Here is a 25,983-nt window from a genome sequence, read left to right as displayed (position 1 = left end):
GGGGCCGCAGCAGATGGCTGGACTCGAACTCGACGGGTCGAACCCGGACGTCAGTCTGCTCTACGACATCAACGGCCTCGCGAAGGCCGCTCCCACCTGGTTCGACCGGGTCATGGAGTACGTCGGCGAGTACGGGATCATGGTCGGCCTCGTTCTGGTGGGCCTGTGGTGCTGGTGGAGCATGCGGGGGCGCGGGACGGCCGAGGACGCCGTGACTGCTGCCGCCGCCATCGTCTGGGCGCCGCTCGCCGCCGCCATCGCGATCCTCATCAACGTCCCCATCCGCGGCTTCGTCGAACGGCCGCGTCCCTTCAACGACCACGAGGGTCTTGAGGTCCTGATCCACGGCAAGACGGACTTCTCGTTCGTCAGTGACCACTCCACCCTGGCCATGGGCATCGCCGTCGGCATCTTCGTGGCGAACCGGAAGTTCGGCCTCTACGCGATCGGCCTCGCGCTCTTCGCCGGGTTCAGCCGGATCTACATGGGCGTCCACTACCCGACCGACGTGATCGGCGGCTTCGCCCTCGGTACGGCCGTCACCCTGCTGCTGGCCCCGCTCGCCATGGCGCTGCTGACCCCGCTGATGGCGGCGGTCGCCCGCTCGCCGCGCGTCGGCTGGTTCGTCCGGTCGAAGAGCGCGGCCGTCGCGTACGCGGACGAGCGCGGCGAGGCGGTCGGCATCCCCGAGCCGCGGCCCGGTTCGCGGCGGGGCGATCCGGGGGAGAAGGACCTGGCCGCCTGACGGTCGGCCCGGCTTCTCGTCGAGGACCGGCGCCCGGCCGCCTGACGGCCCCGGGTCTGTCCCTGGTTCCTGACTCCTGTTTGCCACGAATGATGGCCACGAACCCCCAGGTGCTCCTTGCGCCTGGGGGTTCGTGCTGTACGGGGCCGAGGCCGGGTGACCCCGCAGCCGTGCGGTGGATCAGGGGGCGGCGAGGTGTTCGGTGGCGTCGGTGCGGGCCCGGTCCCGGGATCTGCGCGCCGGGCCCGACCAGCCGCAGCTGCAGCGGGCCAGGCAGAACGAGCCCCGTTCGATCGTCGTGGCGCTGTGCCCGGCGGGCGGGCCCGGAGGGGGAGCCTCCGGCAGGGATGCGGACAGCGGTTCCGGCAGCGATTCCGTGAGGGCGGGGGTGGTCCGGGCGGGGGTGCGCGGCGCGGCGGTGGTGTGCTCCGCGGCGGGGGAATCCTCATGCACCCGTCCACGGTACTGGCCGCAGCGCCCCCGTGGCGTGACGGGGGACGGCGGCACTCGTTATGCGGAGCGGGTCAGGGCTCGGCCGGGCGGCAGTCGTTGGGGGTTGGCAGGCGATGGTGGTGCAGCAGTACAGGGACAGAGGCGGGGCCCGTGCTGTCCGTGCCCTCGCCGCGGCCGGGGTGATCGCGGTCACCGCCGGGTGCCTCGGCGTGGAGGGGGGTGGCGGCGCGGCCGACGGATCAGGTCAGCGTTCCGTGGCCGCCGACCGGCCGCTCGATCTGCTCGGGCAGGCGGCGGGCGTCCTCGTCGAGGCGGGCGGTGCGGAGACCCGTACGTCGATGGAGACGGCGGCAGGCGGCACACGGGTGACGATCCGGGGGCAGGGCGCCTACGACTTCCGCAAGCAGATGGGGCGGCTCCGGGTGGTGCTGCCCAAGGATCCGGCGGGCAAGGACGCCGCGGGGGCGGAGGGCCACCGGCCGATCACCGAGCTGCTGGCCCCCGGGGCGCTGTACATGAAGAACCGCGGCGCCGGGGTGCCCGACGACAAGTGGGTCAGGATCGACACGACCGGGCTGAAGGACGGCAACCTCGTCACCGGCGGGGTCACCGACCCGATGGCGGCGGCCGAGCTGCTGCGCGGCGCGGCCGATGTGACGTACGCGGGGAAGACCGAGCTGGCCGGGGTGACCGTGCACCACTACCGGGGCGTCGCCGACCTGGGCCGGGCGGCCCGGGCCGCCTCGCCGCAGTCGCGCGGGGCGCTGAGCGCGGCAGCGAAAGGGTTCAGCAAGGACGCCGTGCCCTTCGACGCCTACCTCGACGAGGACGGCCGGCTGCGGAAGGTCCGGCACCGCTTCACCTTCTCCTCCGACGCCCGCGGCCCGGAGGTGTCGGTGGTCTCGACGCTGCTGCTGTACGGGTTCGGGCTGCCGGTCACGGTGACCCTGCCGGACGAGGACGCCATCTACACCGGTGAGATCCGGCAGGGCTGAGCGGGGGAGCGGGAGTCGGACGGGGTGGGTGAGGCGCGGGTACCGGGACGGGCCGGGGGGGGGGTGGCCGGTTGGGAGGGGGCTCAAAATGGTCCGTCCGTGCCATGCGCGGCAGGTATCGCGCTCCCTAGGCTGGGATGTCGGTGTTGCCAGAGGCCGGTGACGGCCGGGAGGACGGCAGAGAGAGGTGACGCACGTGGTGACGCTCAGCGCTCCGAACGCTCAGGACTGTGTGGCTCTCGCCGAGATCGAGCTGTGCGGCGAGCTGATGATCGCCGCGTCGGCCGTGGACGAGGAACGCCTCAGTCCCGACCGTATCGACGAGGTCCTCGACGTCCGGGGTGCCGGGTCCTGGGCGACGGTCCCCCGGCAGGCCGCCCGCCGGGGGTGACGCCCGCGCGGCCGCGCATCACGTGCGGAGCAGCCGGGCGATCGCCTTCGTGGCCTCCTCGACCTTCGCGTCGATCTCCTCGCCGCCCTTGACGGCCGCGTCGGCGACGCAGTGGCGCAGGTGCTCCTCCAGCAGCTGGAGGGCGAAGGACTGCAGGGCCTTCGTGGACGCCGACACCTGGGTGAGTATGTCGATGCAGTAGACGTCCTCGTCGACCATGCGCTGCAGGCCGCGGATCTGGCCCTCGATCCGGCGCAGGCGTTTGAGGTGCTCGTCCTTCTGGTGGTGGTAGCCGTGGATGCCGCGGTCGTGGTCCGTGACGATGTCCACAGGTGCGGTCGCCGCCGGGTCCGGAGCGGTCACATCCGCCGCCGCTTCCGCCCCCGTGATTCCGGCCCCGGCCCCGGTTCCGGTCGTGGTCATCTGCGTCCTCCCGTTGTCCTGATATACCCCTGCCGGGTATATCGTAACGAATCCTGCCGAAACGTGACCGGGGGTCCGTGTCGATCGCCCTGTTCGATGGGCGACACTGAAGAACGCCGGTTAGCCGTGGCCGGATGATGCGCCTAGCATCAGCCTGACCGAATCCAAAGCATCCCGAGGACCCCACGTGCGCTTTCGTCTGACCCCCAGGGAGACGAGCTTCTACGACATGTTCTCCGCCTCCGCGGACAACATTGTCACGGGCTCGAAACTCCTGATGGAACTGCTCGGGGCGGATTCTGCCTCCCGAGTCGAGATCGCGGAGCGTATGCGGGCAGCGGAGCACGCGGGGGACGATGCGACCCACGCGATCTTCCACCAGCTGAACTCCTCCTTCATCACGCCGTTCGACCGCGAGGACATCTACAACCTGGCGTCCTCGCTCGACGACATCATGGACTTCATGGAGGAGGCCGTCGACCTGGTCGTCCTCTACCAGGTCCAGGAGCTCCCCAAGGGCGTCGAGCAGCAGATCGAGGTGCTGGCCCGGGCGGCGGAACTGACCGCCGAGGCCATGCCGGGGCTGCGGACCATGGACAACCTCACCGAGTACTGGATCGAGGTCAACCGTCTGGAGAACCAGGCCGACCAGATCCACCGCAAGCTGCTGGCCCACCTCTTCAACGGCAAGTACGACGCCATGGAGGTGCTGAAGCTCAAGCAGATCGTGGATGTGCTGGAAGAGGCGGCTGACGCGTTCGAGCACGTCGCGAACACCGTGGAGACCATCGCGGTCAAGGAGTCCTGAACCTCGTGGACACCTTTGCGCTGATCGTGACCATCGGCGTCGCGCTCGGCTTCACGTATACGAACGGCTTCCACGACTCCGCGAACGCCATCGCCACCTCGGTCTCCACCCGGGCGCTGACCCCGCGTGCGGCTCTGGCGATGGCGGCGGTGATGAACCTGGCCGGCGCCTTCCTGGGCCAGGGGGTCGCCAAGACCGTCAGCGAGGGCCTCATCGCCACGCCCGTGGGGCAGAAGGGGATGGGGATCCTGTTCGCGGCGCTGGTCGGCGCGATCATCTGGAACCTGATCACCTGGTACTACGGCCTCCCCTCCTCGTCCTCGCACGCCCTGTTCGGCGGCATGGTCGGGGCGGCGCTGGCCGGCGGGACGGACGTCATCTGGACCGGCGTCCTGGAGAAGATCGTCATCCCGATGTTCCTCTCCCCGGTCATCGGTCTGGTCGTCGGCTATCTGGTGATGGTCGGCATCATGTGGATGTTCCGGAACGCCAACCCGCACAAGGCCAAGCGCGGCTTCCGGATCGCGCAGACGGTCTCGGCGGCGGGCATGGCGCTCGGCCACGGCCTCCAGGACGCGCAGAAGACCATGGGCATCGTGGTGATGGCCCTGGTCATCGCCGACGTCGAGGGCCCGAACGACGAGATCCCGGTCTGGGTCAAGGTCGCCTGTGCGGTGATGCTCTCGCTGGGTACGTACGCGGGTGGCTGGCGCATCATGCGGACCCTCGGGCGCAAGATCATCGAGCTGGACCCGCCGCAGGGTTTCGCGGCGGAGACCACCGGCGCCTCGATCATGTTCGGTTCGGCGTTCCTGTTCCACGCGCCGATCTCGACCACCCACGTCATCACCTCCGCGATCATGGGCGTCGGCGCCACCAAGCGTGTGAACGCCGTGCGCTGGGGTGTCGCGAAGAACATCATCCTGGGCTGGTTCATCACCATGCCCGCCGCGGCCCTGGTCGCCGCGCTGAGCTACGGGGCGGTCCTGCTGCTCTTCGGCTGAACGGCTCGGGACGGTGACACGTGTGGGTCCGCCCCCGTACTCGTACGAGTACGGGGGCGGACCCTTTCGCCTTGTGGTGGCACCGCCATGCAGCACCGCAAGGCCGTATGGGGGAGACGGCGTACGGCTCAGCCGAAGCGGCCGGAGATGTAGTCCTCCGTGGCCTGGACCGACGGGTTGGAGAAGATCCGCTCCGTCTCGTCGATCTCGATGAGCTTGCCGGGCTTGCCGACCGCCGCGAGGTTGAAGAACGCGGTGCGGTCCGAGACGCGGGCCGCCTGCTGCATGTTGTGCGTCACGATGACGATCGTGAAGCGCTCCTTCAGCTCGCCGATCAGGTCCTCGATGGCGAGGGTCGAGATCGGGTCGAGCGCCGAGCACGGCTCGTCCATCAGCAGGACCTGCGGCTCGACCGCGATGGCGCGGGCGATGCACAGGCGCTGCTGCTGGCCGCCGGAGAGGCCGGAGCCGGGCTTGTTCAGGCGGTCCTTGACCTCGTTCCAGAGGTTCGCGCCGCGCAGGGACTTCTCGACGATGTCGTTCAGCTCGCTCTTGCGGTAGCTGCCGTTCAGCCGGAGGCCCGCCGCCACGTTGTCGAAGATCGACATGGTGGGGAAGGGGTTGGGGCGCTGGAAGACCATGCCGACCGTGCGGCGCACGGTGACCGGGTCGACGTTGGAGGCGTACAGGTTCTCGTCGTCCAGCAGCACCTTGCCCTCGACGCGGCCGCCGGGGGTGACCTCGTGCATCCGGTTCAGGGTGCGCAGGAAGGTGGACTTGCCGCAGCCGGACGGGCCGATGAAGGCCGTCACGGAGCGGGGCTCCACGGTCATCGAGATGTCCTCGATGGCCTTGTGGCTGCCGTAGTAGGCGGTGAGGCCGCTGATGTCGATGCGCTTGGCCATGGGAATCACTGCTTCTTTCGGGAGGTCGCTGATGGCCGCGTCAGCGACCGGTCTTCGGGGCCTTCCAGCGGGCGATGCCGCGGGCCACGAGGTTGAGGATCATGACGAAGGCGATCAGCACCAGGGCCGCCGCCCAGGCGCGGTCGTAGGACGCGGCCTCGCCGATCTTGTACTGCTCGTAGATGTAGAACGGCAGCGAGGACTGGGCGCCTTCGAAGGGGTTCGTGTTGATCAGCTGGCTGCCGAAGACCAGCAGGATGATCGGGGCCGTCTCACCGGCGATACGGGCGATGGCGAGCATGACGCCCGTGGTGATGCCGCCGATCGCGGTCGGCAGGACCACCTTGAGGATGGTGCGCCACTTCGGGATGCCGAGGGCGAGGGAGGCCTCGCGCAGCTCGTTGGGGACGAGCTTGAGCATCTCCTCGGTGGAGCGGACCACGACGGGGATCATCAGGATCGTCAGGGCGAGCGCGCCCATCAGGCCGGAGGGCTCCAGGTTGGCGATCAGCATGATCGACAGGATGAAGAGACCGGCCACGATGGACGGGATGCCCGTCATCACGTCGACGAAGAAGGTGACGGCCCGGGCCAGCGAGCCCTTGCCGTACTCGACGAGGTAGACGGCGGTCAGCAGGCCGAGCGGGGCGGAGATCACCGTGGCGATACCGACCTGCTCCAGGGTGCCGATCAGCGCGTGGTAGACGCCGCCGCTGGCCTCGGAGCCGAGCACACCGGCCATCGAGTGGGTGAGGAAGTAGCCGTCGAGGCGCTCGGCGCCGCGGACGATCGTCGTCCAGAGCAGCGAGGCGAGCGGGACGACGGCGATCAGGAAGCAGACCCACATCACGCTGGTGGCGAGGCGGTCCTTGGCCTGGCGCTGGTTCTCCACGACCGTCGTGGCGACGTAGGAGATGGCCAGGAAGAACAGGGCCGAGATCATGCCCCACTGGATGCGGCTCTCCCAGCCGGCGGCCAGCGAGAGGCCGACGCCGAGCGCGATCGAGACGACGGCGAAGCCGAGCGGCGCGAGGCGGGGCAGGGAGCGGCTGCCGAGGCTGCTCTTCGGGGAGGGCGAGGCGGGCGACGGGCGTTCCATGACGCCGGTGGGTGCGTGGCTCATGCGTTGGCCCCCGAGTACTCCTTGCGGCGGGCGATGATGAGCCGGGCCGCGCCGTTGACCAGCAGGGTGAGGACGAAGAGGACGAGACCGGAGGCGATCAGGGCGTCCCGCCCGAACGCGTCGGCCTCGCCGAACTTGGCCGCGATGTTCTGGGCGAACGTGCCGCCGCCCGGGTTGAGCAGGTGCAGCGAGATGAGGAAGTTCGGGGAGAGGACCGTGGCGACGGCCATCGTCTCGCCGAGCGCGCGGCCGAGGCCCAGCATCGAGGCGGAGATGATGCCGGAGCGGCCGAAGGGCAGCACGGAGAGGCGGATGACCTCCCAGCGGGTGGCGCCGAGCGCGAGCGCGGCCTCCTCGTTCATCTTCGGGACCTGGAGGAAGACCTCGCGGCTGACGCTGGTCACGATCGGCAGGATCATGATCGCGAGCAGGATGCCGACGGTGAAGAGCGAGCGGGCGACGCCGACCTCGGTCTTCTCGAAGATGTACGTCCAGCCGAAGAACTGGTCGAGCCAGAGGTTGAGGCCCTCCAGGTACGGCACGAGGACGAGGGCGCCCCAGATGCCGTAGACGATGCTGGGCACGGCGGCCAGCAGGTCGACCACGTACGCGATCGGGGCGGCCAGCTTGCGCGGCGCGTAGTGCGAGATGAACAGGGCGATGCCGACAGCGATCGGAACCGCGATGACCATCGCGATGATCGAGCTGACGACCGTGCCGAAGAGCAGGACCGCGATGCCGAAGACCGGGGGGTCCCCGGCCGGGTTCCAGTCGAAGGTGGTGAGGAAGTTGCCCTCGTCCTTCGAGATGGCGAGCACCGAGCGGTAGGTGAGGAACACGGCGATCGACGCCATGATCACGAGCAGCAGGATGCCCGAGCCGCGGGAGAGGCCCAGGAAGATCTTGTCGCCCAGCTGCCCCGTGGACTTGGGGCGCCCGGCCCGTTCGGGCGGGGCCGGCGGGGCCGGTGGCATGTCTATGGGTGTGGTGGAAGCCATGGTCTTTCCGGTCTGTGTGGGGGAGCCGTGGCTCCCCTGGCGGCGGTGCACCGGATGGGCCGGGGCGGCCGGGTCCTGGTGGGGACCCGGCCGCCCCGGGGTGTTACGAGAGGGAGCCGATGGTCTCGCGGACCTTGGCGTTGATCTCGGCCGGGATCGGGGCGTAGCCCGCGTCGGTCAGGATCTTCTGGCCGTCGTCGGAGGCGGCGTAGGAGAGGAAGGACTTGACGGTGTCGAGCGTCTCGGGCTTGTTGCCGCTGTCGCAGACGACCTCGTACGTCACCAGGACCAGCGGGTAGGCGCCCTCGGCCTTGGTGGTGTAGTCGAGGTCGAGCGCCAGGTCCTTGCCGGTGCCCTTGATCTTGGCGGCGGCGATGGCCTTGGAGGCGTTCTCCGAGGTGGCCTGGACCGGGGCGGCGCCACCGGTGTTGATGTCCACGGTCGGGATGGACTGGGACTTGGCGTAGGAGAGCTCGAAGTAGCCGATCGCGCCGTCGACCTGCTTCACCTGGGCGGCGACGCCGGAGGAGCCGGACGCGGCCTGGCCACCGGGGGCCGGCCACTTCTTCTCGGCCTCGTACTTCCAGTCGTCCGGAGCCGCGGCGCCGAGGTACTTGCCGAGGTTCTGCGTGGTGCCGGAGTCCTCCGAGCGGTGGAAGGCCTGGATCGCCTTGTCCGGCAGGTCGACGCCGTCGTTCAGCTTGGCGATCGCCGGGTCGTTCCACTTCTTGATCTTGCTGTCGAAGATCTTCGCGAGGGTCGGGGCGTCCAGCGTGAGCTTGTCGACACCCTCCAGCTTGAAGCCGATCGCGACCGGGCCGCCGACCATCGGCAGGTTGATGCCCTGGCCGGTCTTGCACATCTTCTTGGAGTCGGCGACCTCCTCGGGCTTCAGCGCCGAGTCGGAGCCCGCGAAGCCCACGGTGCCCTGGTTGAAGGCGACGATGCCCTCGCCGGAGGAGGACGAGTTGTAGTTGATCTCCACACCGGAACAGGCGGCCATGTAGTTCTTGACCCAGAGGTCCATCGCGTTCTTCTGCGCGCTGGAGCCCGAAGCGCGCAGCTGGCCCTTGGCCTTGCCGCAGTCGACGTTCGACGCGGCGGTCGTCTTCTCGCCGGTGCCGGACGCGCCGCCCGTGTTGTCATCCGAACCGCACGCCGTGAGGACCAGGGCGCCGGAGACGGCGAGGGCACCGAGCGCGGTGGCACGAAGCCGGTTCTTGCGCTGAAGCTTCACTTTCGGGTGTTCCTTCCAGGAGCCGCCGTGGTCGTCTCGTTCTACGACGGCGTGCGATGAGGAGGGGTGCTGTGGCTTGCCGCCGCGCACCTTGTACGTCCGAAATTAGGCAGAACAGGTGAAGCCGTCGACGGGGGAGAGTGAACGGCAGGTGAACCGTGTCGGGCAGGCGGGTGCGGGGCCGGTCCGGAGTGCTGATCAGGACGCGCGCAGGACGTCCAGGAACGCGGTCAGCTGCCGGACGTCACGGGGCTGGGTGAGCCGGGCGCGGGCGGCGTCGGGGGCCAGCCACAGGATGCGGTCCACCTCGTCGTTGGCGGTGAACGCGCCGCCGGTCGCCTCGGCCGCCCAGTAGTCGACGACCTTGGGGCGGCCGTCCACCACGTAATGGGAGGTGGGGAGGCGGGCTCCGGGGGCGCAGTGGTGCCCGGTCTCCTCCAGCACCTCCCGTACGGCGGCGGCCAGCGGCTCCTCGTCGCGCTTGAGCTTGCCCTTCGGGAAGGAGAAGTCGCCGTACTTCGGGCGGTGCACCAGGCACACCTCCACGCTGCCGCCGCCCGGGCCGCGGCGCCACAGCACGCATCCCGCGGCGCGGATCACCGGGCCGCGGGGGTCCCCGTTCCCGGGACCGTGCGGGTCGCCGCTCATGGCGCCGTCAGGGCCGTGGCGTACGGCCAGGTCTCGCGGAACACCGCCCGCGCCGCCTCCACCTCGTGGCGCTGGTCCGCGTGGAGCACGCCCAGCGCGTACGCCGTGGCCGGGGCGATCCGGGGGGTGCGAGCCGCCGCTGCCGCCGCCGTGGCCGCCTCCACCGCGTCCCGGTGGAGGTCGAGGGCGTGCCCGCAGGAGGCGAGGGCCGGGGCTGCGGCGCCGAGCACGACCTCGTGGGCGTACCGGTGGAGCCGCAGCAGCAGGCGGGCCTGGTGCCACGCCGCGTCCTGCGCCTCGTTGTACGGCTCGGAGTCGGCTGGCGGGAGGGCGGCCACCGCGGCGAGGAGGCGTTGCTCGGCGCGTTCGGCGGGCTCCAGGAGGGCCTCGGTGGTCCGGCCCGTGGTGCCGGGGGCCAGCGGTACTTCGGAGGCCAGGAGCGCGACGGCGTCGGCGACCCCGTGGAACCGGGAGGAGCCGAGCGCCTGGAGGGCCGCGGAGTGCGACCGGGTCCGGGCGAGGGTGAGGCGGCGTTCCAGCAGCGCCCCGGCGCGCGCGGCCCCGACCCCGAGGGCGGCGCGGCCCTGGGCGTCGGACGCGGCGGACTCCCCGGCGGCTCTGGCCCCCCGGGCGGCGGGGAGGGCGGGGCCGGAGAGCTGGTGCAGGGCCTCGACGAGCCGGGTGAGCCGGTTCGCGTAGGCGTGTTCCCGGGCGAGTACGCCGGAGAGCCAGGCCAGCTCGGCGCGGAGCTGGTCGGCCCAGTGCGGGTCGAGGGCGGCCCGGAAGGTGTGCAGGGAGCCGCTGATCCGGCGGGCCGCGCGGCGCAGGGCGCGGGTGGCGGCCGCGGCGTCGTGGCCGCCGGCGTCGGCGGGGGCGCTGTGTTCGTGGTGCAGGCGCAGGCTGCGCAGGAAGTCCGCGGCCTGCCCGCGGAGGTAGGGCGCGAGGACGGCCTCCGTGGTCAGGTCCCCGGGGTGGCCTTCGGCGGTGCGGGGTGCCGTGGGGCCGGTTCCGGAAGGCCCGGGTCCGGCGGGGTGGCCCGACCCCGTGGTTCCGTCGGGAAGGCTTCCCGCCCCCGTGCCTCCGTCCGGCGGCGTGTCCACCGTGGCGTCGGCGTCGGCGCCGGTGCCGGTCCCGGGGGCGGCATCCGTCGTGGGCCGGGTCGTCGTCTGCTGGTCAGGGCGTCGCACGCCTGCGCCTCCGGGCGTCGATGAGCATTTCCTGGACGTGCCGCAGCGGCTGGCCGTCCGCGTCCGTGGCATGCCGGGTCCAGTTCCCGTCGGGGCCCAGGTGCCAGGAGGAGGTGGTGTCGGCCATACCGGTCTCCAGGAGTCGGCTGAGTGCGGCGCGGTGGGCGGGGTCGGTGACCCGGACCAGGGCTTCGATCCGGCGGTCGAGGTTGCGGTGCATCATGTCGGCGCTGCCGAACCACACCTCGGGCTCGCCGCCGTTGCCGAAGGCGAAGATCCGGGAGTGTTCGAGGAAGCGGCCGAGTATGGAGCGGACCCGGATGTTCTCGGAGAGCCCGGCGACCCCGGGGCGGATCGCGCAGATCCCGCGCACCCAGATGTCGACGGGGACGCCCGCCTGGGCCGCCCGGTAGCAGGCGTCGATGATCGCTTCGTCGACCATCGAGTTGACCTTGAACCGGACATAGGCGGGGCGGCCGGCCCGGTGGTGGGCGATCTCCTTGTTGATCCGGGCGATCAGCCCGTCGCGCAGGGACTTCGGCGCGACCAGGAGGCGGCGGTAGGTCTCGCGGCGGGAGTAGCCGGAGAGCCGGTTGAACAGGTCGGAGAGGTCCGCCCCGACCTGCGGGTCCGCCGTGAGCAGGCCGAGGTCCTCGTACAGCCGGGCGGTCTTGGGGTGGTAGTTGCCCGTGCCGACGTGGGAGTAGCGGCGCAGGGTGTCGCCCTCCTGGCGGACGACGAGGGAGAGCTTGCAGTGGGTCTTCAGCCCGACGAGGCCGTAGACGACGTGGCAGCCCGCCTCCTCCAGCTTGCGGGCCCACTTGATGTTGGCCTGCTCGTCGAATCGGGCCTTGATCTCGACGAGGACGAGGACCTGCTTGCCGGACTCGGCCGCGTCGATCAGGGCGTCCACTATCGGGGAGTCGCCGGAGGTGCGGTACAGCGTCTGCTTGATGGCCAGCACGTCCGGGTCGCCCGCCGCCTGCTCCAGGAACGCCTGGACGGAGGTGGAGAACGAGTCGTACGGGTGGTGGAGCAGCACGTCCCGCTCGCGCAGGGCGGCGAAGATGTCGGGCGCCGAGGCGGACTCCACCTCGGCCAGGTCCCGGTGGGTGCCCGCGACGAACTTCGGGTACTTCAGCTCGGGCCGGTCCAGCGAGGCGATCGCGAACAGCCCGGTCAGGTCGAGCGGGCCGGGCAGCGGGTAGACCTCCGCGTCGGACACCTTCAGCTCGCGGACCAGCAGGTCCAGCACGTACGGGTCGATGGACTCCTCGACCTCAAGACGCACCGGCGGGCCGAAGCGGCGGCGCATGAGCTCCTTCTCCAGCGCCTGGAGCAGGTTCTCCGCGTCGTCCTCCTCGACCTCCAGGTCCTCGTTCCTGGTGACCCGGAACATGTGGTGCGCCAGCACCTCCATCCCCGGGAACAGCTCCTCCAGGTGCGCCGCGATGACGTCCTCGATGGGCACGTACCGCTGGGGCGAGGCCTCCAGGAAGCGGGTCAGCAGCGGCGGGACCTTGACCCGGGCGAAGTGGCGGTGGCCGCTGACCGGGTTGCGGACGACGACGGCGAGGTTGAGGGAGAGCCCGGAGATGTACGGGAAGGGGTGCGCGGGGTCGACGGCCAGCGGGGTCAGGACCGGGAAGACGCGCTGCCGGAAGAAGGTGAACAGGCGGGCCTGCTCCTTCTCGGTCAGGTCCGGCCAGCGGATCAGCTGGATGCCCTCGTCGGACAGGTCCGGGGCGATGTCCTGCTGGAAGCAGGCGGCGTGCCGGGCCATGAGCTCGCGCGAGCGGGTCCAGATGAGGTCCAGGACCTCGCGGGGCTGGAGGCCGGAGGCGGAGCGGGTGGCGACGCCGGTGGCGATGCGGCGCTTGAGGCCGGCCACCCGGACCATGAAGAACTCGTCCAGGTTCGAGGCGAAGATGGCGAGGAAGTTGGCCCGCTCCAGGATGGGCGTGGCCGGGTCCTCGGCCAGCTCCAGGACCCGTTCGTTGAACGCGAGCCAGCTGCGTTCGCGGTCCAGGAAACGCCCCTGGGGCAGCTCGTCGCCGTCCCGGTCGGGCTCGTAGGCGTCCGCGTCGGCGTCGAGGTCGGGATCCAGGTCGGCGGCGGTGGAGAAGCTGACCCCGTTGGACGCCGGGGTGGCGTGCGGCCGGTGCGCGGCGAGCGAGCCGACCGACGGCTGGGCGGCGGGCTGGACGGGGACCTCGGAGCTGGGCTGCTGGCTCATGGGCCTATTGTTCCGCGCGGAACGCTCCTCAGGCGCGTCGGAGCCCGGAAAGATCGCGGAAGGCCCGGGAAACCCCGGGTCACGGGCTCTCCCGTTGCGGCGGGGGGCGGGCACAGCTGGCTGCATCCCGTGAGGGTCGCAAGAGCGTCTGAATGGCCGGTAACGGCGACATGACGTACAGGAAGCGGTGTGCCTGCGGGTGGGTCTCGCGGTCACTGTACGTGTTCGTCGCCTCGGGGCGGGCGCCGGGCCGCTGTACGTGTTCGCTGCCTCGGGGCGGGCGCCGGGCCGCTGTACGTGCTCGTCGTCCGGGCCCACCCCTCGTGGGGCCCGGACGACGGCTTGCACCGGGCGGGTGCGCTCAGCTGTGCAGGCGGCGCAGGACCCGGAAGGCGGCGAACACGGCGAGGGCGGCGAGGGCGAGGAGGATGCCGGTCTCGACGAGTTGGAGGGGCCAGTAGTGGGAGGCGGGGTGGTGGTCGAGGTAGCCGTGGGTCACGCCGCTCTCCGACAGGCAGACTTCGCGGTCGAGGGCGGAGTCGGCGCAGATGTTGGCAGGCAGCACGTCGCCCCCTCCGTCTCCCAGCCCCGCCCGATGATCGCGGCCCGGTCCGGCCAGACGTAGTCGTCACCCGGAGCGAAGGTGTCCCTCACGGCCGGCCACAAGCTGTCGCGCAGCACGCCCAGGACGACGGTCACCAGTCCGGAGACGAACAGGCCGGCCGCCATCGCGGGAACCGTGCGCCGCAGTGTCAGGCCGGCGAGGGTGCCGATCGAGAGGCCCAGCAGAGCACTGGCGGCCGGTACCGTCCCCGAGGCCCCGAAGACCGACACCTCGTACCAGAAGGTCGGGTACGGGCCTCCGAGCCGGTGCCTGGACCAGGTGAGGACGGTGGACAGCACGGTGATCCCGCAGACGACCGCCACGGCGGGCAGAGCGAGCCGCGCGGTCAGCCACGCGGAGGGCGGGTACGACTGGGTCCAGGAGAGCTTGGCGGTGTTGCTCTCCCACTCCCGGGCGACCATCGGGCCCGCGACGAACGCGCCGATGACGGCGGGCAGTGCGATGAGGGCCAGCCCCATGTACGTCAGCAGTCGGCCGAGGTCGAGCATCTGGTCGGAGTAGTCGCGCGACGGCTGGAAGCAGGTTTGCACGGAGCTGTCCAGGCCGCATCCGGTGCCTGCGAAGTCCGTGGTGAACCGGTCCGCGAGGAGCGCCACGGCGATCATGCCGACGACCGCGGCGGCGGCGACGGCCCCGGCGCCCCACAAGGTCCTCCGGTGTACGCGCAGCAGCACGCGGGAAGGCCCCCGCAACGTGAGGGCGTTCGTCGTCAGCGTGCTCATGCCGACACCCCCTCCGCACGCGTCCCGGCCGCCGAAGCGCTCGGCGTCAGCAGCGGCGGAGCCTCCGGGGAGCGGAGGTGGGCGAGCAGCAGCTCCTCCAGGGAGGGCTGGGTGACGGCCCAGGCGGCGGTGTCCACGGGGCCCTCCTTTCTGACGAGCGCGGTGAGCTGACGCCCCGTCGTACGGGATTCGACGACGGTGTGCGGGGCCAGATCGCGGGCCTGGCCGGTGAGGAGGGCGTGGGCGTCGACGATGTCCTCGGCCTCACCGCCGAGCCGGACGCGTCCGCCGTCGACGAACAGGAGGTAGTCGCAGGCGCCCTCCAGCTCGGTGAGGATGTGCGAGGACATCACGATCGTGGTGCCGTGCTCGGCGGTCTCCGCCATCAGCACGCCCATCAGCTCGTGCCGGGCGAGAGGATCGAGATCGGCCATCGGCTCGTCCAGCAGCATCAGTTCGGGCCGCTTGCCGAGCGCGAGGGCCAGCGCGAGCCGGGTGCGCTGCCCGCCGGAGAGCGTACGGACGCGGGCGGTGCGCGGCAGCGCTCCGGCGATCCGGTCGGCGGTGGCGCGGTCCCAGCGCCCGGGGTTCAGCTCGGCGCCGGCCCAGAGCGTGTCGGCGACGGTGAGCTGCGGGTACAGCGGCTTGTCCTGGGCGACGAACGCGATGCGGTCGCGTACGGCGGCGGGCTCGGTGGAACCGAGGACGGCGAGGGATCCGGCGTCGGGGCGGTCCAGACCGGCCGCCAGGTTCAACAGGGTCGACTTGCCCGCGCCGTTGGGGCCGACAAGGGCGCAGACGCGTCCGGCGGGCAGCCGGAACGAGCAGTCGTGCAGGGCGCGGTGGCCGCCGCCTCTGCGCCCGTAGGTCTTTCCGAGGCCGTGTGCCTCGATCGCGACGCCGGTCATCGTTCCTGGTGCCCCTTGTGTGAACGGCCCGCGGAATCGGTGCCGTTCGTGCTGTACGTGCTGTCCAGTACGGCGGTGAAGAGCGCGCCGACGTCGTCCTTCTCCAGCCCGGCCGCCCGGGCCCGGCGGGCCCAGTCGGCGAGTTCGGTGCGCAGGGGCGCGTCGGCGGCGGTCGCGTCGGGCGCGCCGCCCAGCGTCCGGCGGACGAAGGTGCCGAGCCCCCGGCGGGCCTCGACGAGCCCTTCGCGCTCCAGCTCCCGGTAGGCCTTGAGGACGGTGTTCGGGTTGATCGCGGTGGCTTCCACGACCTCGCGGGCGGTCGGCAGCCGGTCGCCCGGTTCGAGCACGCCCAGGCGCAGGGCCTGCTTCGTCTGCTGGACGATCTGGAGGTAGGTGGCGACGCCGCTGCGCCGGTCGATACGGAACTCGACCGCTGCGGACTCGGCTGCCATGCGCAGAACCACCCTTTCACTAATTGAGTAGTGAAAGGGTGGTGCAAAGAAGGGGCGGCGTCAAGTGACGCCGCCCCTGGGGTGTCTGACGGAGGGTTCAGGACTCCGTGCGGTACATCAGGTCCACCTCGTGCGTGGTGAAGCCGATGCGCTCGTACACCGTCACGGCCGCCGTGTTGTCCGCGTCCACGTAGAGCATCGCGGTGGGCAGCGCCTGGGCGGCCAGGTGGTGCAGGCCGATCGAGGTCAGCGCCTTGCCGAGGCCGCCGCCCTGGGCCTCGGGCAGCACCCCGACGACGTACACCTCGCCGACCTGCTCCTCGGCGTGCACCTTCGTCCAGTGGAAGCCGACGATCTCCCCGTCCCGCTCGGCCAGGAAGAAGCCCTTCGGGTCGAACCAGGGCTCGGCCTTGCGGTCGTCCAGGTCCTGCTGGGTCAGCGACCCCTGCTCCGGGTGATGCGCAAAGGCGGCGCGGTTCACGGCGAGCCAGGCGGCGTCGTCCCGCCCCGGCTCGAAGGTCCGTACGGTGACGCCCTCGGGCAGGACCGGCTCGGCGAGGTCGAGCGGGATCAGGCTCCGCCGCAGCTGGCGCAGTTCGCGGAAGAGGGAGAGGCCGAGGACCTGGGCGAGGTGGCGGGCCGCGGAGGTGCCGCCGTGCGCCCAGACCCGCAGCCGTTTGCCGGTCGCGGCGAGGAGGGCGGCGCCGAGCGCCCGACCGTGTCCGTTGCCGCGCCGGTCGGGGTGGACGACCAGCTCGGCGGCCGGGGCCTCGACCGGGTCGGTGTCCTCCAGCTGGGCATAGCCGGCGAGCGTGCCGTCGACGGTGAGCAGGAAGTGCCGTACGCCGTCGCGGTGTCCGCCCCGGATCCGGAGCCTGCCCTGCTCGGAGACCGCCTGCCGGCCGTCGGACGCGGCCGCCTCGGCGAGCAGGGCGAGGACGGCCTCGGCCTGTGCGGGGTCGAGTGCGTCGAGGGCCTGAATCTCGCGTCCGGGAGCGGGGAGGGGTGCGTCAGTCGTCATGCCTCCGAGCGTACGGCGAGGGCGCGCCCGGTGGCGGCGCGGCGGGGCGGGAGCGCGGCCGGGGCGCCCGCGGCAGGGCGTCGGGCCGTCCGCGGCAGGGAGTCGGACCGTCTGCGGCACGGGAGGAGGGCGGTTCACGGCACGCAAAAGAGCCATGTGGCCGGATGGCAACCAGTCCGTAACCCCGAACACCTGTTGCGCTACGCGCGTTGACTCTAGGCTGCGGCTCGCAGGATGCAGTACTGACACCACTGAACTGACACACAAGGGGACCGATGTCAGCGACTCCACAGAAGAACCGCGCTTCCCGGCGGGTGCTCGCCGCCGCGGCCGGTCTGGCCACCGTGGGCGCGCTCGTCGCCGCGATGCCGGCCGGGGCCCATGACCGGGGCCACGGGCACGGCGGGGGACACGGGCACGGCCACAAGCCCCGTATCGTCGACGTGCAGTTGCTGTCGTTCAACGACCTGCACGGCAACCTGGAGCCGCCGGCCGGTTCGGCGGGCAACGTCTCCGAGACGCAGCCCGACGGCACGGTGAAGGCGATCCCGGCCGGTGGCGTCGAGTACCTGGCGACCTCGCTGCGCACCGCGCGCAAGGGCAACCCGTACTCCGTCACGGCGGCCGGCGGTGACATGGTCGGCGCGAGTCCGCTGCTGTCGGGCCTCTTCCACGACGAGCCGACGATCGAGGCGCTGAACGGTCTCGACCTGGACGTCACGGCGGTCGGCAACCACGAGTTCGACGAGGGCGCCACCGAGCTGGCCCGCCTCCAGAACGGCGGCTGCCACCCGGTCGAGGGGTGTTACGAGAAGGGCAAGAAGTTCAAGGGAGCGGACTTCCCCTACCTCGCGGCCAACGTGACCAAGGAGAAGACCGGTAAGCCCCTGCTGAAGCCGTACACCGTCTGGAAGAAGAACGGCGTCAAGATCGGCTTCATCGGCGTGACCCTGGAGGGCACCCCGGACATCGTCACGGCCAACGGCGTCAAGGGCCTGAAGTTCCACGACGAGGTCGAGACGATCAACAAGTACGCCCGCGAGCTGGACCGCAAGGGCGTCAAGTCGATCGTGGCGCTGATCCACGAGGGCGGGGCCCCGGCCTCCACCTCGTACAACTACGACTGCGACAGCCCCGGCGCGGGCGACGGCATCTCCGGCCCGATCGTCGACATCGCCAAGGGCATCACGCCGAAGGTCGACGCCCTGGTGACGGGCCACACCCACCAGGCGTACGTGTGCACGGTCCCGGACCCGTCCGGCAAGCCGCGCATGGTCACCTCGGCCTCGTCGTTCGGCAAGCTGTACACGGACACCACGCTGACCTACGACCGCCGCACGAACGACATCGTCCGTACGTCGGTGAAGTCCGCGAACCACGTCGTGACCCGGGACCAGCCCAAGGCCCCCGACATGACCCGCCTCATCGACCGCTGGAACAAGCTCGCGGCCCCGATCGCGAACAAGCCGCAGGGCTGGATCAGCGCCGACATCAACGGCCGCGGCTCCACGGCCCCCGAGAAGCCGCTCGGCAACGTCATCGCCGACGCCCAGCTCGAAGGCCTCGCCCCGGCCGACAAGGGCGGCGCGGAAGTCGCGTTCATGAACCCGGGCGGTATCCGCGCGGACCTGGTGCACAAGGCGTCCGGCAGTGAGGGCGACGGGGTCGTCACCTACGGCGAGGCGTTCACCGTGCAGCCGTTCACCAACATGATGAACGTCGTCGACCTGACCGGCGCCCAGTTGGTCACCGCGCTCCAGCAGCAGGTCAGCGGGCCCAACGAGGCCAGCCCGAAGATCCTCCAGGTCTCCAAGGGCCTCACCTACACGCTCGACCTGACGAAGAGCGGCGCGGACCGCGTGGTCGCCGGTACCATCAAGCTGAACGGCGAGGCGATCGACCCGGCGCGTACCTACCGCGTCGCGATGAACGAGTTCCTCGCGGGCGGCGGCGACGGCTTCCCGGCCCTCGGCCAGGGCACGAACAAGCTGGTCGGCGCGTCCGACCTGGACCTGTTCAACGCCTACCTGGCGGCCCACTCCACGGCCACCGCCCCGCTGGCCCCGCCGGCGACGGACCGGATCACGGTCATCCAGTAGCAGGTTGTGGGATGAGGGAGGGGCGGCGGGCCTGCGGGCCGGCCGCCCCTTCTCGCTTGCCCCTCCTGGGTACGCGCACCAGGACGGGGGAACGCGGCCTACGGCTACCTCGCCCTCGTCCTCTGGGTCGGTATCGCCGCCGCGGTCCCGGTCCTGCTGGCCCTCGCGATCCCCGCCGCGCGCATGCGGCGACGGGTGCGGGAGCAGCAGCGCTAGGGCGGGTCCGCGGATCAGGCGGCGACGCGTACGTCCTCGCCTCGGTGCTCGTGGGTTTCGCGGCAGTCGCGGCAGTGGCCGGGGTCGGGTGAGCGGAAGGCGCGGTCGCAGTCGTCGCAGGTCTGGAAGGGCGTGACCACGATGCGGGGCCGGGCGGGAGCTGCGAGGTCGCATGCGCCGGGGAGCGGCGGGGGCAGCAAGGCGGTCAGCCGGTGCTTGAGCAGTTTGACGGGGTGGCGGAGGGGCTGCGGCAGATCGTCGGTGAGAGTACGGCGGATGGTGTCGGGGTGCGCGTCGCGTTCGAGCCAGGTGGCGACTGCGGGCGCGAGGTGGCGGATGTCGCCCTCGGAGAGGGTGAACTGGGGTGCGTGGCGGCGTAGATCGCTGAGGAGCGCGGTGGCGGCGCGGTCGAGCTCGGGGGTGAGGGTGCCGGGCTGGGGGAGGGGCGGGCGCGGCGGCTTGGGCGCGGTCGGGGGCGGTACGAGCGGTACGAAGGGTGGGGGCGGGGGCGGTACGGGAGTTTCCTGCGCGGACGTTCCGGGAGGTACGGGTACGGGAGGCACCGGCGGAACGGGCGGCACAGGCGCGGGGTCCGGGTCCGGGTCCGGCACGTGGGTCAGGGACCGCGCCGGGGCCGGGATCGGTGCCTGTGCCCGGGCAGCTACGGGCGCCTGGCTGCGCCTGCTGGCCCAGGAGATGGACGACATCCAGCCGGTCGAGGGAGCACCCGACCTGCTGGAGTCGCTGTCCGGCACCCCGTGGGCCATCGTGACCTCCGGCGCCCGGGACTTCGTGGAGGCCAGGTTCGCCGCGACGGGCCTGGCTCTCCCCGCCGTACAGGTCTACGGCAGCGACGTACACCACGCGAAGCCCGCCCCGGACTGCTTCGCCCTGGCCGCGTCCCGCCTCGGGGTCCCCGCATCGGAGTGCCTGGTCGTGGAGGACGCGCCGGCGGGCATCCAGGCGGCGGTGGCGGCGGGCTGCGTCGCCGTCGGCCTGACGACGACGCACACGGAGGAGGCGCTGAGGCAGGCGCGTGTGTGCGTGGCGTCGCTGCCGGACGTACGGAGTCTGCTGACCGGGTACGGGTTCGGGGGCGGTCCGCATCGGGGCCGTCCGTGAGCTCCTGGATCGGATGCAGATCGCTTCCAGCTCCCGCGGGGCCGCACGCGCCAAGAACGTAGTGCCACGGGATCCAGGGTCTCACCGACTCCAGGAGATCACGTAGTACTTGACGCGTTCGTCCTCGCCGATCTGCCGCATCCCGGCCGCTGTCATCACGTGCTGGGACGCCGTGTTGTCGTGGTCGGCGTCGCCCTTCACCGAGGTGACCCCCTGGTCCCGCGCGAACGGCAGCAGGGCGCGGAGCGCTTCGGAGGCGTACCCCTTGCCCTGGGCGGACGGGACGAGGCCGTAGCCGATCGTGACGCTGCCGTGTTCGTCCGGCGGGCCGTGGAAGCCCATGCCGCCGATCGCCCGGTGGTCCGAGCGGCGGCGGATCACGTACGGGCCGAACGGCTGCGGATCGCCCGTGCTCGCGCAGCGCTCCAGGAAGCGCCGGGCCACCGTCACGTCCCCCTCGGTGGGGTACCCCTGCTCCCAACGGACGTCGGCGTCCGGCTCGCCCGTCACGGTCTGCTCGGCCTCGTCCACGGACATCGGACGCAGCACGAGCCGCTCGGTCACCAGGTTGTCCATGGCAGGGAGGTGTATCACGCGGTCCGGGCAGGGTGCGCGTGGATTTCGGGGGGCCACCCTGCGGCGCGGAGTGGGTGAAGGCCCCAGCTACTTCAGGGACTTGTGCCCCGCGACGACCACCCCGTACAGGTCGCCGATGGTGGCCAGTGCCCCGAGGTGCACCTGGGCGGCGTCGAGGACGGACCCGAGGACCGGCAGGGATCTCGTCGCGCAGGCGTCGGCGACGACCGTGGGGCGGTTGCCCCGCAGGAACGCGCCCTGCGCGGTGAACGCCACGCACATGTGCGTCATCCAGCCCGCGATGATCACGTCCTGGCCGGCGGGCACGTGCTCGCCGAGGTCCGTGCCGTGGAAGGCGTTCGGGGCCTGCTTGACGACGACGGGCTCTCCGTCGGCCGGGGCGACCGCCGGGTGGATCTGTCCGATCTCGGACCGGATGTCGTACGGGGTCCCCTCGCCGTCGTCGTTGATGACGTGGACCACCTTCGTCCCGGCCTCACGGGCCCGGGCCAGCAAGTCCGCGGCCGCTTCCAACGAGGGCTGCCAGCCGTCGAGTTCCATCACGCCACGGGTGTAGGTGTTCTGGAAGTCCACGAGGATCAGCGTCGAGCCGGTCAGCGGGGCCGGGGTCGCGTCGAAGCCGTTGAGTTCGCGCAGGGTGGTTCGGGACATGGGTGTGCCGCCTCGGGAGTCGTCGTACATCGGGGACGTGCTCGCCCCGTTCCGTGCGGCGAGCTGTTCTCCACGCTAGGAGCCGGCCCGCATGTCCACAATGACGTCTAACATGCAGATACCGACATGGGGGCGGGGGGAGCGAAGTCAGGAGAGCAACCATGGATACCGTCCGACGGCTCGTCGTCATCGTGCTCTTCGACGGCGTCGACCTGCTCGACGTCACCGGGCCCCCGGAGGTCTTCTCGCTCGCCCGGCGCGAGACCGACGACGCCGCCGGTTACGAAGTCGTCCTGGCTGCCGAGACGTTGGAGCCCGTCACCACCGGGGCCGGGGTGCGCATCCTGCCGGATCTCACCTTCGACGAGGCCGCCGGGCGGAGCATCGACACCCTCATCGTGCCCGGTTCGGTGGAGGTCGACAGTGATCGGCGCGTGCACGCCCTCGTCGATCCCGGGCTGGTGGAACGGGTCAAGACGCTCACCGCGCGGACGCGGCGGACCACCTCCGTCTGCGTCGGGGCCCATCTGCTGGCCGCCGCCGGGCTGCTCGACGGCAAGCGCGCCACCACGCACTGGTCGACCGCGCGGCAACTGGCCGACGAGCACCCGGAGATCGAGGTCGACGCCGACCCGATCTTCATCCGCGAGGGCGATGTGTGGACGGGGGCCGGGATCAGCGCCTGCCTCGATCTCTCGCTCGCCCTGATCGCCGACGACCTCGGCGAGGCCGTCGCGCTGCGCGTCGCCCGGCAGCTCGTGATGTACCTGAAGCGGCAGAGCGGGCAGAGCCAGTTCAGCGTTCCGCTGGAGCAGATCTCGGCGACGCGGCGCATCGAGGATCTCCGGCACCACATCCTGCGCAACATCGGGCGCCGGCTCACCGTCGTGGACCTCGCGGAGTACGCGCACGTCAGCGACCGCCACCTGACCCGGATCTTCAAGACCGAGCTCGGGACGACTCCGCACGCCTACATCGAGTCCGTACGGGTCGAGAAGGCCCGTAACGAGCTGGAGTCCTCCGACGCCACCCTCGAACGCATCGCGTCAGTCTGCGGGTTCGGCACCGTGGACACGCTGGTACGGGCGTTCCGACGACGGTTGAACGCGACGCCTACGGAGTACCGCTGCCGGTTCCGGGCCTCCCGCTGACAGGGGGAGGGGGCGGGGTCCGTACCGCAGGACCCCGCCCCTTCACCATCCTCCTACGGCTCTCGCGATCAGGCGTCCGAGCCCGTCTTCCGGCGGCGTACGACGAACACCGCCGCCGCGCCGAGCAGCACGGCCGCACCGCCCGCGAGGGCGATCGGCGTGGTGGCGGAGGACGAACCCGTGGCGGCGAGGCTGCCGTTCGTGCCGGTGCTCGCGGGGGTGCCCGACGCCGAACCCTGCGGGGTGGTGCCGGTGTTGCCGGGCCTCGGGGTCGTGGAGGGCTTGACGTCCTCCGTCTTGCCGGGCTTGCTGCCGGCCGCCTTGACGTCGAACTCGTACATGTCGAGGTCGGGCGCTCCGCCGCAGCTGCCGTCCTCGTTGAAGAAGTCGGCCGCGAAGAACGCGACGCCGTTGCCGGCCGGGGTGGCCTTGTCGAGGGTGAGGCGCAGCTTCACATCGGCGTGTGCGCCGGGCTTCAGGGCGCCCACGCCGTCGATGTAGTCGTCCGCGTCGGCGTTCTGCCACTTCGGGGCGGACTTGGTGGACCACTGGAGGCGGAAGAACTTCTCCGTGTCCTTGAGGCCGCTCTTGTCGGTCGCGTGGATCGAGACGAACGTGAGGACCTCGTCCATGTGCCGGTCGGAGCCGTTGGTCACCCGGAGGGAGAAGTCGGTGGACGTCCCCGCGACGAGCTTGTCCGGCAGGCCGGTGACCTTGGAGGTGAGGTCGAGCTCGGGCTCGCAGTCCTCGCCGCCCTCACCCTCCTCGCCCTCTTCGGCCTCCTCGATGGCCTTGGCCAGCGCGGCGTCGGCCGCGGCTTTCACGGCGAGCGCGTCCTCGGCCGCCTTGACGAGCACGCCGTAGGCGCTGGTCGCCGCGACCCGTGCGCCGTCGACCTTCTTCCCGGCCTCGGTGGCGGCCGCATCGGCGGTGGTCTTGGCGGTGGCGGCCGTCGCCGCGGTCGCCTCGGCCTCGGAGAGGGCGGTCGCAGCGGCGGCCTTCTCCTCCTCCGTGGCGTTCTCGGGCAGGGCGTCGAGTGCGGCCTTCGCGTCGGTCACGGCCTGGTCGGCGGTGGTCTTCGCGGCGGCGGCGTCCTTCGCGGCCTGCTCGGCGGTGGCCGCGGCCACCGCGAGGGGGTGGGTGCCGCCGACGCTGAGAGCGTCGAGCGTCTTCTCCAGCTCGACATGGCCGGCGGTCTTCGCCTGGACCGCCTTGTCGTACGCCTTCTGCGCTTCGGCGGCCGCCTCCTCCAGCTCCTCGATGGTCGGCTTGCTCTTCTGCTGGTCCTGCGTCTGCGCAGCCGGCTTGGCGTCGGCGTACGCGGGGCTCACGGAGAGCAGCGCGGCGGGGGTGGTCACGGCGAGGGCGACAGCGGTGGCGAGTACGCGGCGAATCTTCACAGGTTCCCTTGGGTCGGCTCCGGACGGAGGTGGAGCGGCGGTGCGGCGAGCGGCGTTCCGGCGGTGCGGAGGGTGAGGCGTCGGGTGCGTGAGCACGGAAAAGAGCGGCTGCCACGGCGGTACGGATCACGCGGGCTGCCTGCGTTGATCGTATGGGGATTCTGTGATGGTGACGGGTGAATATCCGGAGGGCCGGGGGCGGGACGGTGTCACGCGGAGCGGACAGACGTCGTCAAAGCGTGCAGTTGCCCACGCTTTGTGTGTTTTCGCTGTGACGAAGGCCATGCGGGAGCGTTGCGTTCCGCCCGGCGGCTGACCCTGCGGGCCGGGCGGAGCCTGGCGTTCCGTCAGGAGTCAGGCTGTCCCCGCTTCGCCGAAGAGGCGGCGGTACGCCCCGGGCGTCGTCCCGACAGCGGTACGGAACCGCCGCCGCAGGTTGACCGCCGACGACAGGCCCACCCGGGCCGCGACCGTCTCGACGGGCAGATCGGTCCGCTCCAGCAGGGACCGGGCCGCGTCGATGCGCTGCTGGAGCAGCCACTGCCCGGGGCTGACGCCGACCTGGCGGACGAATCGGCGGGCGAAGGTGCGGGGGGAGAGTCCGGCGTACGCGGCCAGCCGGCTGACGGAGAGGTCCGCCGCCAGCCGGGTCAGGGCCCACTCCAGGACGGGGGCCAGCGACGCGTCGGTGCCCGGCCCCGTCGGGGCGGGCGGGGGCGCGTACTGGAGCTGGCTGCCGTCCCGGTGAGGCGGCAGCACCATGCTCCGGGCCACCTGGGCGGCGTAGGAGGAGCCCAGGTCGGACCGTACGAGGTGGAGGCAGAGGTCGATGCCCGCGCCGCTTCCCGCGCTGGTCGCCACATCGCCGTGGTCGACGTACAGCACGTCCTCGGCGACGCTCACCTCGGGGAAGGCGTCGGCCAGTTGTCCGGTCCGCCGCCAGTGCGTGGTCGCGCGCCTCCCGTCCAGCAGCCCGGCCCGGGCGAGGACGAACGCGCCCGTGCAGATCGACACGGTCCGCGCCCCGCGCCGGTGGGCGGCCCGCAGCGCGTCGAGGACGTCGTCCGGCACGGGCCCGCCGGGCGGCTGCCAGCCCGGTACGACGACGGTGTCCGCCCTCCGCAGGGCTTCGAGGCCGCTCTCGACGAGCAGCGGGTAACCGGCGGTGGTCGGCAGGGGGCCGGGCCGCCGCGCGCAGACCTCGAAGGTGTAGCGCGCGGGCACTTCCGCGTGGAAGCCGAACACCTCGGCCGCGCAGGCGAGTTCGAAAGGCGACTGCGGATCGTTCAGCAGTGCCACCACATGGTGATGCCGGGATACGGACATGGCAGGAAAGTACCTGAGGATGTCAGTGCAGACACTCGTCCCGGGTGATCGCCCCGCGCGACGGTGGGGTCATGAGCGAGGACACGCGGACGGACGAGGCCGGTCACCTGAAGACCGTGGTCCAGGTCGACGACGTCGAGGCGCAGGAGGTGGTCCCGGGCATCGTGCGCCGAAGACTGCCGGCGACTGCGTACGCCCGGGGCTGGCTGATCGACTTCGCGGCGGGCACGGAGTGGCCCGAGGTCGACGAACACGCCACGGAGGAGCGGTACTTCGTCCTGAGCGGCGAGGTCATCGACGGCGGCGAGCGCCATGGGCCGGGGGCGTACGTCGTGTTCGCGCCGGGCAGCGCACACCGCCCGCGTACGGAGAAGGGGGCGCGGATGCTGGGGATCTCGCTGATGAGCGCCTGAGGCCGCCGGGCCCCAGCGCCTGGCTGTTGCCCGAGCCCGGCCCGCCCCGCCCGTCCGGAACAGGGGACCGGACGGGCGGGGCGGGCCCAATCCTCCTGCCGTACGGCTACGAATCACTGGTGAGAGA

The 25,983-nt window shown here is 71.5% G+C and carries 28 protein-coding genes; 9 read left to right on the top strand and 19 right to left on the bottom strand.

Annotation, left to right across the window (positions count from 1 at the left end):
- Positions 1–13: 13 nt before the first annotated feature.
- The gene (locus tag WQO_RS15985; RefSeq protein WP_010063645.1) at positions 14–745 is read left to right on the top strand and encodes a phosphatase PAP2 family protein; all 732 of its coding nucleotides are present in this window, start codon (positions 14–16) and stop codon (positions 743–745) included.
- 180 nt (positions 746–925) lie between these two features.
- Here WQO_RS15985 and WQO_RS15980 read toward each other — a convergent pair whose 3' ends face one another.
- Positions 926–1,198: a hypothetical protein gene (locus WQO_RS15980; protein ID WP_010063643.1), complete on the bottom strand. Its 273-nt coding sequence runs from the start codon at positions 1,196–1,198 to the stop codon at positions 926–928.
- A gap of 113 nt (positions 1,199–1,311) precedes the next feature.
- Between WQO_RS15980 and WQO_RS15975 the strand changes: the two genes are divergently transcribed.
- A complete protein-coding gene (locus tag WQO_RS15975) occupies positions 1,312–2,193 on the top strand; it encodes an SCO4651 family lipoprotein (protein WP_010063642.1) in 882 nt (293 codons plus the stop codon).
- A gap of 187 nt (positions 2,194–2,380) precedes the next feature.
- Positions 2,381–2,584 carry a hypothetical protein gene (locus tag WQO_RS15970; RefSeq protein ID WP_010063641.1) on the top strand — a complete coding sequence of 68 codons (204 nt, stop codon included), beginning with the start codon at positions 2,381–2,383 and terminating at the stop codon, positions 2,582–2,584.
- Between the two features lie 18 nt (positions 2,585–2,602).
- On the opposite strand, the gene WQO_RS15965 is transcribed toward WQO_RS15970, so the two are convergent.
- Entirely contained in the window at positions 2,603–3,007 is a 405-nt protein-coding gene (locus WQO_RS15965) for a metal-sensitive transcriptional regulator (RefSeq protein WP_010063640.1), read from the bottom strand.
- Positions 3,008–3,194: 187 nt separating this feature from the next.
- Between WQO_RS15965 and WQO_RS15960 the strand changes: the two genes are divergently transcribed.
- Together WQO_RS15960 and WQO_RS15955 are read left to right on the top strand one after the other, a co-directional pair.
- Positions 3,195–3,815, top strand: coding sequence for a DUF47 domain-containing protein (locus WQO_RS15960; protein WP_003968094.1), 621 nt, complete (start codon positions 3,195–3,197; stop codon positions 3,813–3,815).
- Positions 3,816–3,820: 5 nt separating this feature from the next.
- Positions 3,821–4,819 carry an inorganic phosphate transporter gene (locus WQO_RS15955; RefSeq protein WP_010063638.1) on the top strand — a complete coding sequence of 333 codons (999 nt, stop codon included), beginning with the start codon at positions 3,821–3,823 and terminating at the stop codon, positions 4,817–4,819.
- 128 nt (positions 4,820–4,947) lie between these two features.
- On the opposite strand, the gene pstB is transcribed toward WQO_RS15955, so the two are convergent.
- From pstB to mshD, 12 genes are all read right to left on the bottom strand, one after another.
- The gene (gene pstB / locus WQO_RS15950; RefSeq protein WP_010063637.1) at positions 4,948–5,724 is read right to left on the bottom strand and encodes a phosphate ABC transporter ATP-binding protein PstB; all 777 of its coding nucleotides are present in this window, start codon (positions 5,722–5,724) and stop codon (positions 4,948–4,950) included.
- 40 nt (positions 5,725–5,764) lie between these two features.
- On the bottom strand, positions 5,765–6,847 hold the full coding sequence (gene pstA / locus WQO_RS15945; RefSeq protein ID WP_010063636.1) for a phosphate ABC transporter permease PstA: 1,083 nt from the start codon (positions 6,845–6,847) through the stop codon (positions 5,765–5,767).
- Entirely contained in the window at positions 6,844–7,845 is a 1,002-nt protein-coding gene (gene pstC / locus WQO_RS15940) for a phosphate ABC transporter permease subunit PstC (protein WP_029182628.1), read from the bottom strand. Before pstC ends, pstA begins: the two co-directional genes overlap by 4 nt.
- Positions 7,846–7,948: 103 nt before the next feature.
- Positions 7,949–9,082: a phosphate ABC transporter substrate-binding protein PstS gene (gene pstS, locus WQO_RS15935; protein ID WP_010063634.1), complete on the bottom strand. Its 1,134-nt coding sequence runs from the start codon at positions 9,080–9,082 to the stop codon at positions 7,949–7,951.
- Positions 9,083–9,280: 198 nt separating this feature from the next.
- The gene (locus WQO_RS15930) at positions 9,281–9,730 is read right to left on the bottom strand and encodes an NUDIX hydrolase (protein ID WP_010063633.1); all 450 of its coding nucleotides are present in this window, start codon (positions 9,728–9,730) and stop codon (positions 9,281–9,283) included.
- The gene (locus WQO_RS15925; protein ID WP_010063631.1) at positions 9,727–10,917 is read right to left on the bottom strand and encodes a CHAD domain-containing protein; all 1,191 of its coding nucleotides are present in this window, start codon (positions 10,915–10,917) and stop codon (positions 9,727–9,729) included. The genes WQO_RS15930 and WQO_RS15925 overlap by 4 nt, the downstream gene beginning before the upstream one ends.
- Positions 10,904–13,153, bottom strand: a complete 2,250-nt coding sequence (locus tag WQO_RS15920; RefSeq protein WP_010063630.1) for an RNA degradosome polyphosphate kinase — start codon at positions 13,151–13,153, stop codon at positions 10,904–10,906. Before WQO_RS15920 ends, WQO_RS15925 begins: the two co-directional genes overlap by 14 nt.
- Before the next feature lie 361 nt (positions 13,154–13,514).
- Entirely contained in the window at positions 13,515–13,652 is a 138-nt protein-coding gene (locus WQO_RS35755; protein ID WP_193407200.1) for a hypothetical protein, read from the bottom strand.
- Positions 13,649–14,500, bottom strand: a complete 852-nt coding sequence (locus WQO_RS15915) for an ABC-2 transporter permease (protein ID WP_050992362.1) — start codon at positions 14,498–14,500, stop codon at positions 13,649–13,651. The genes WQO_RS35755 and WQO_RS15915 overlap by 4 nt, the downstream gene beginning before the upstream one ends.
- Positions 14,497–15,408, bottom strand: a complete 912-nt coding sequence (locus WQO_RS15910; protein WP_010063629.1) for an ABC transporter ATP-binding protein — start codon at positions 15,406–15,408, stop codon at positions 14,497–14,499. Before WQO_RS15910 ends, WQO_RS15915 begins: the two co-directional genes overlap by 4 nt.
- A complete protein-coding gene (locus tag WQO_RS15905) occupies positions 15,405–15,860 on the bottom strand; it encodes a GntR family transcriptional regulator (protein ID WP_010063628.1) in 456 nt (151 codons plus the stop codon). The genes WQO_RS15910 and WQO_RS15905 overlap by 4 nt, the downstream gene beginning before the upstream one ends.
- Positions 15,861–15,957: 97 nt before the next feature.
- A complete protein-coding gene (mshD, locus tag WQO_RS15900) occupies positions 15,958–16,881 on the bottom strand; it encodes a mycothiol synthase (protein WP_010063627.1) in 924 nt (307 codons plus the stop codon).
- Positions 16,882–17,156: 275 nt separating this feature from the next.
- On the opposite strand from mshD, the gene WQO_RS15895 reads away from it, so the two are divergent.
- Positions 17,157–18,980: a bifunctional metallophosphatase/5'-nucleotidase gene (locus WQO_RS15895; protein ID WP_058954003.1), complete on the top strand. Its 1,824-nt coding sequence runs from the start codon at positions 17,157–17,159 to the stop codon at positions 18,978–18,980.
- A 230-nt stretch (positions 18,981–19,210) separates the two neighbouring features.
- Here WQO_RS15895 and WQO_RS15890 read toward each other — a convergent pair whose 3' ends face one another.
- Positions 19,211–19,759, bottom strand: coding sequence for a hypothetical protein (locus WQO_RS15890; RefSeq protein ID WP_418082110.1), 549 nt, complete (start codon positions 19,757–19,759; stop codon positions 19,211–19,213).
- A gap of 133 nt (positions 19,760–19,892) precedes the next feature.
- Here WQO_RS15890 and WQO_RS37275 point away from each other — a divergent pair, with 133 nt between their 5' ends.
- Positions 19,893–20,318, top strand: a complete 426-nt coding sequence (locus tag WQO_RS37275) for an HAD family hydrolase (RefSeq protein WP_010063624.1) — start codon at positions 19,893–19,895, stop codon at positions 20,316–20,318.
- Positions 20,319–20,399: 81 nt separating this feature from the next.
- On the opposite strand, the gene WQO_RS15880 is transcribed toward WQO_RS37275, so the two are convergent.
- Both WQO_RS15880 and WQO_RS15875 read right to left on the bottom strand, forming a co-directional pair.
- Positions 20,400–20,894 carry a GNAT family N-acetyltransferase gene (locus WQO_RS15880; RefSeq protein WP_010063623.1) on the bottom strand — a complete coding sequence of 165 codons (495 nt, stop codon included), beginning with the start codon at positions 20,892–20,894 and terminating at the stop codon, positions 20,400–20,402.
- An 87-nt stretch (positions 20,895–20,981) separates the two neighbouring features.
- Positions 20,982–21,566, bottom strand: a complete 585-nt coding sequence (locus tag WQO_RS15875) for an isochorismatase family protein (protein ID WP_010063622.1) — start codon at positions 21,564–21,566, stop codon at positions 20,982–20,984.
- A gap of 161 nt (positions 21,567–21,727) precedes the next feature.
- Between WQO_RS15875 and WQO_RS15870 the strand changes: the two genes are divergently transcribed.
- On the top strand, positions 21,728–22,717 hold the full coding sequence (locus tag WQO_RS15870; protein ID WP_010063620.1) for a GlxA family transcriptional regulator: 990 nt from the start codon (positions 21,728–21,730) through the stop codon (positions 22,715–22,717).
- A gap of 68 nt (positions 22,718–22,785) precedes the next feature.
- Here the strand turns inward: WQO_RS15870 and WQO_RS15865 are convergent, their stop codons facing one another.
- Positions 22,786–24,117: an LAETG motif-containing sortase-dependent surface protein gene (locus tag WQO_RS15865; protein ID WP_010063619.1), complete on the bottom strand. Its 1,332-nt coding sequence runs from the start codon at positions 24,115–24,117 to the stop codon at positions 22,786–22,788.
- 354 nt (positions 24,118–24,471) lie between these two features.
- Complete coding sequence (locus WQO_RS15860; protein ID WP_010063618.1) at positions 24,472–25,443, bottom strand: GlxA family transcriptional regulator; 972 nt, start codon at positions 25,441–25,443, stop codon at positions 24,472–24,474.
- 71 nt (positions 25,444–25,514) lie between these two features.
- Here WQO_RS15860 and WQO_RS15855 point away from each other — a divergent pair, with 71 nt between their 5' ends.
- A complete protein-coding gene (locus WQO_RS15855) occupies positions 25,515–25,856 on the top strand; it encodes a cupin domain-containing protein (RefSeq protein ID WP_029182626.1) in 342 nt (113 codons plus the stop codon).
- The last annotated feature ends 127 nt before the right edge of the window (positions 25,857–25,983 follow it).

Source organism: Streptomyces globisporus C-1027 (assembly GCF_000261345.2).
Classification (GTDB): Bacteria; Actinomycetota; Actinomycetes; order Streptomycetales; family Streptomycetaceae; genus Streptomyces; species Streptomyces pakalii.
This window is presented reverse-complemented; position numbering and strand designations above follow the sequence as displayed.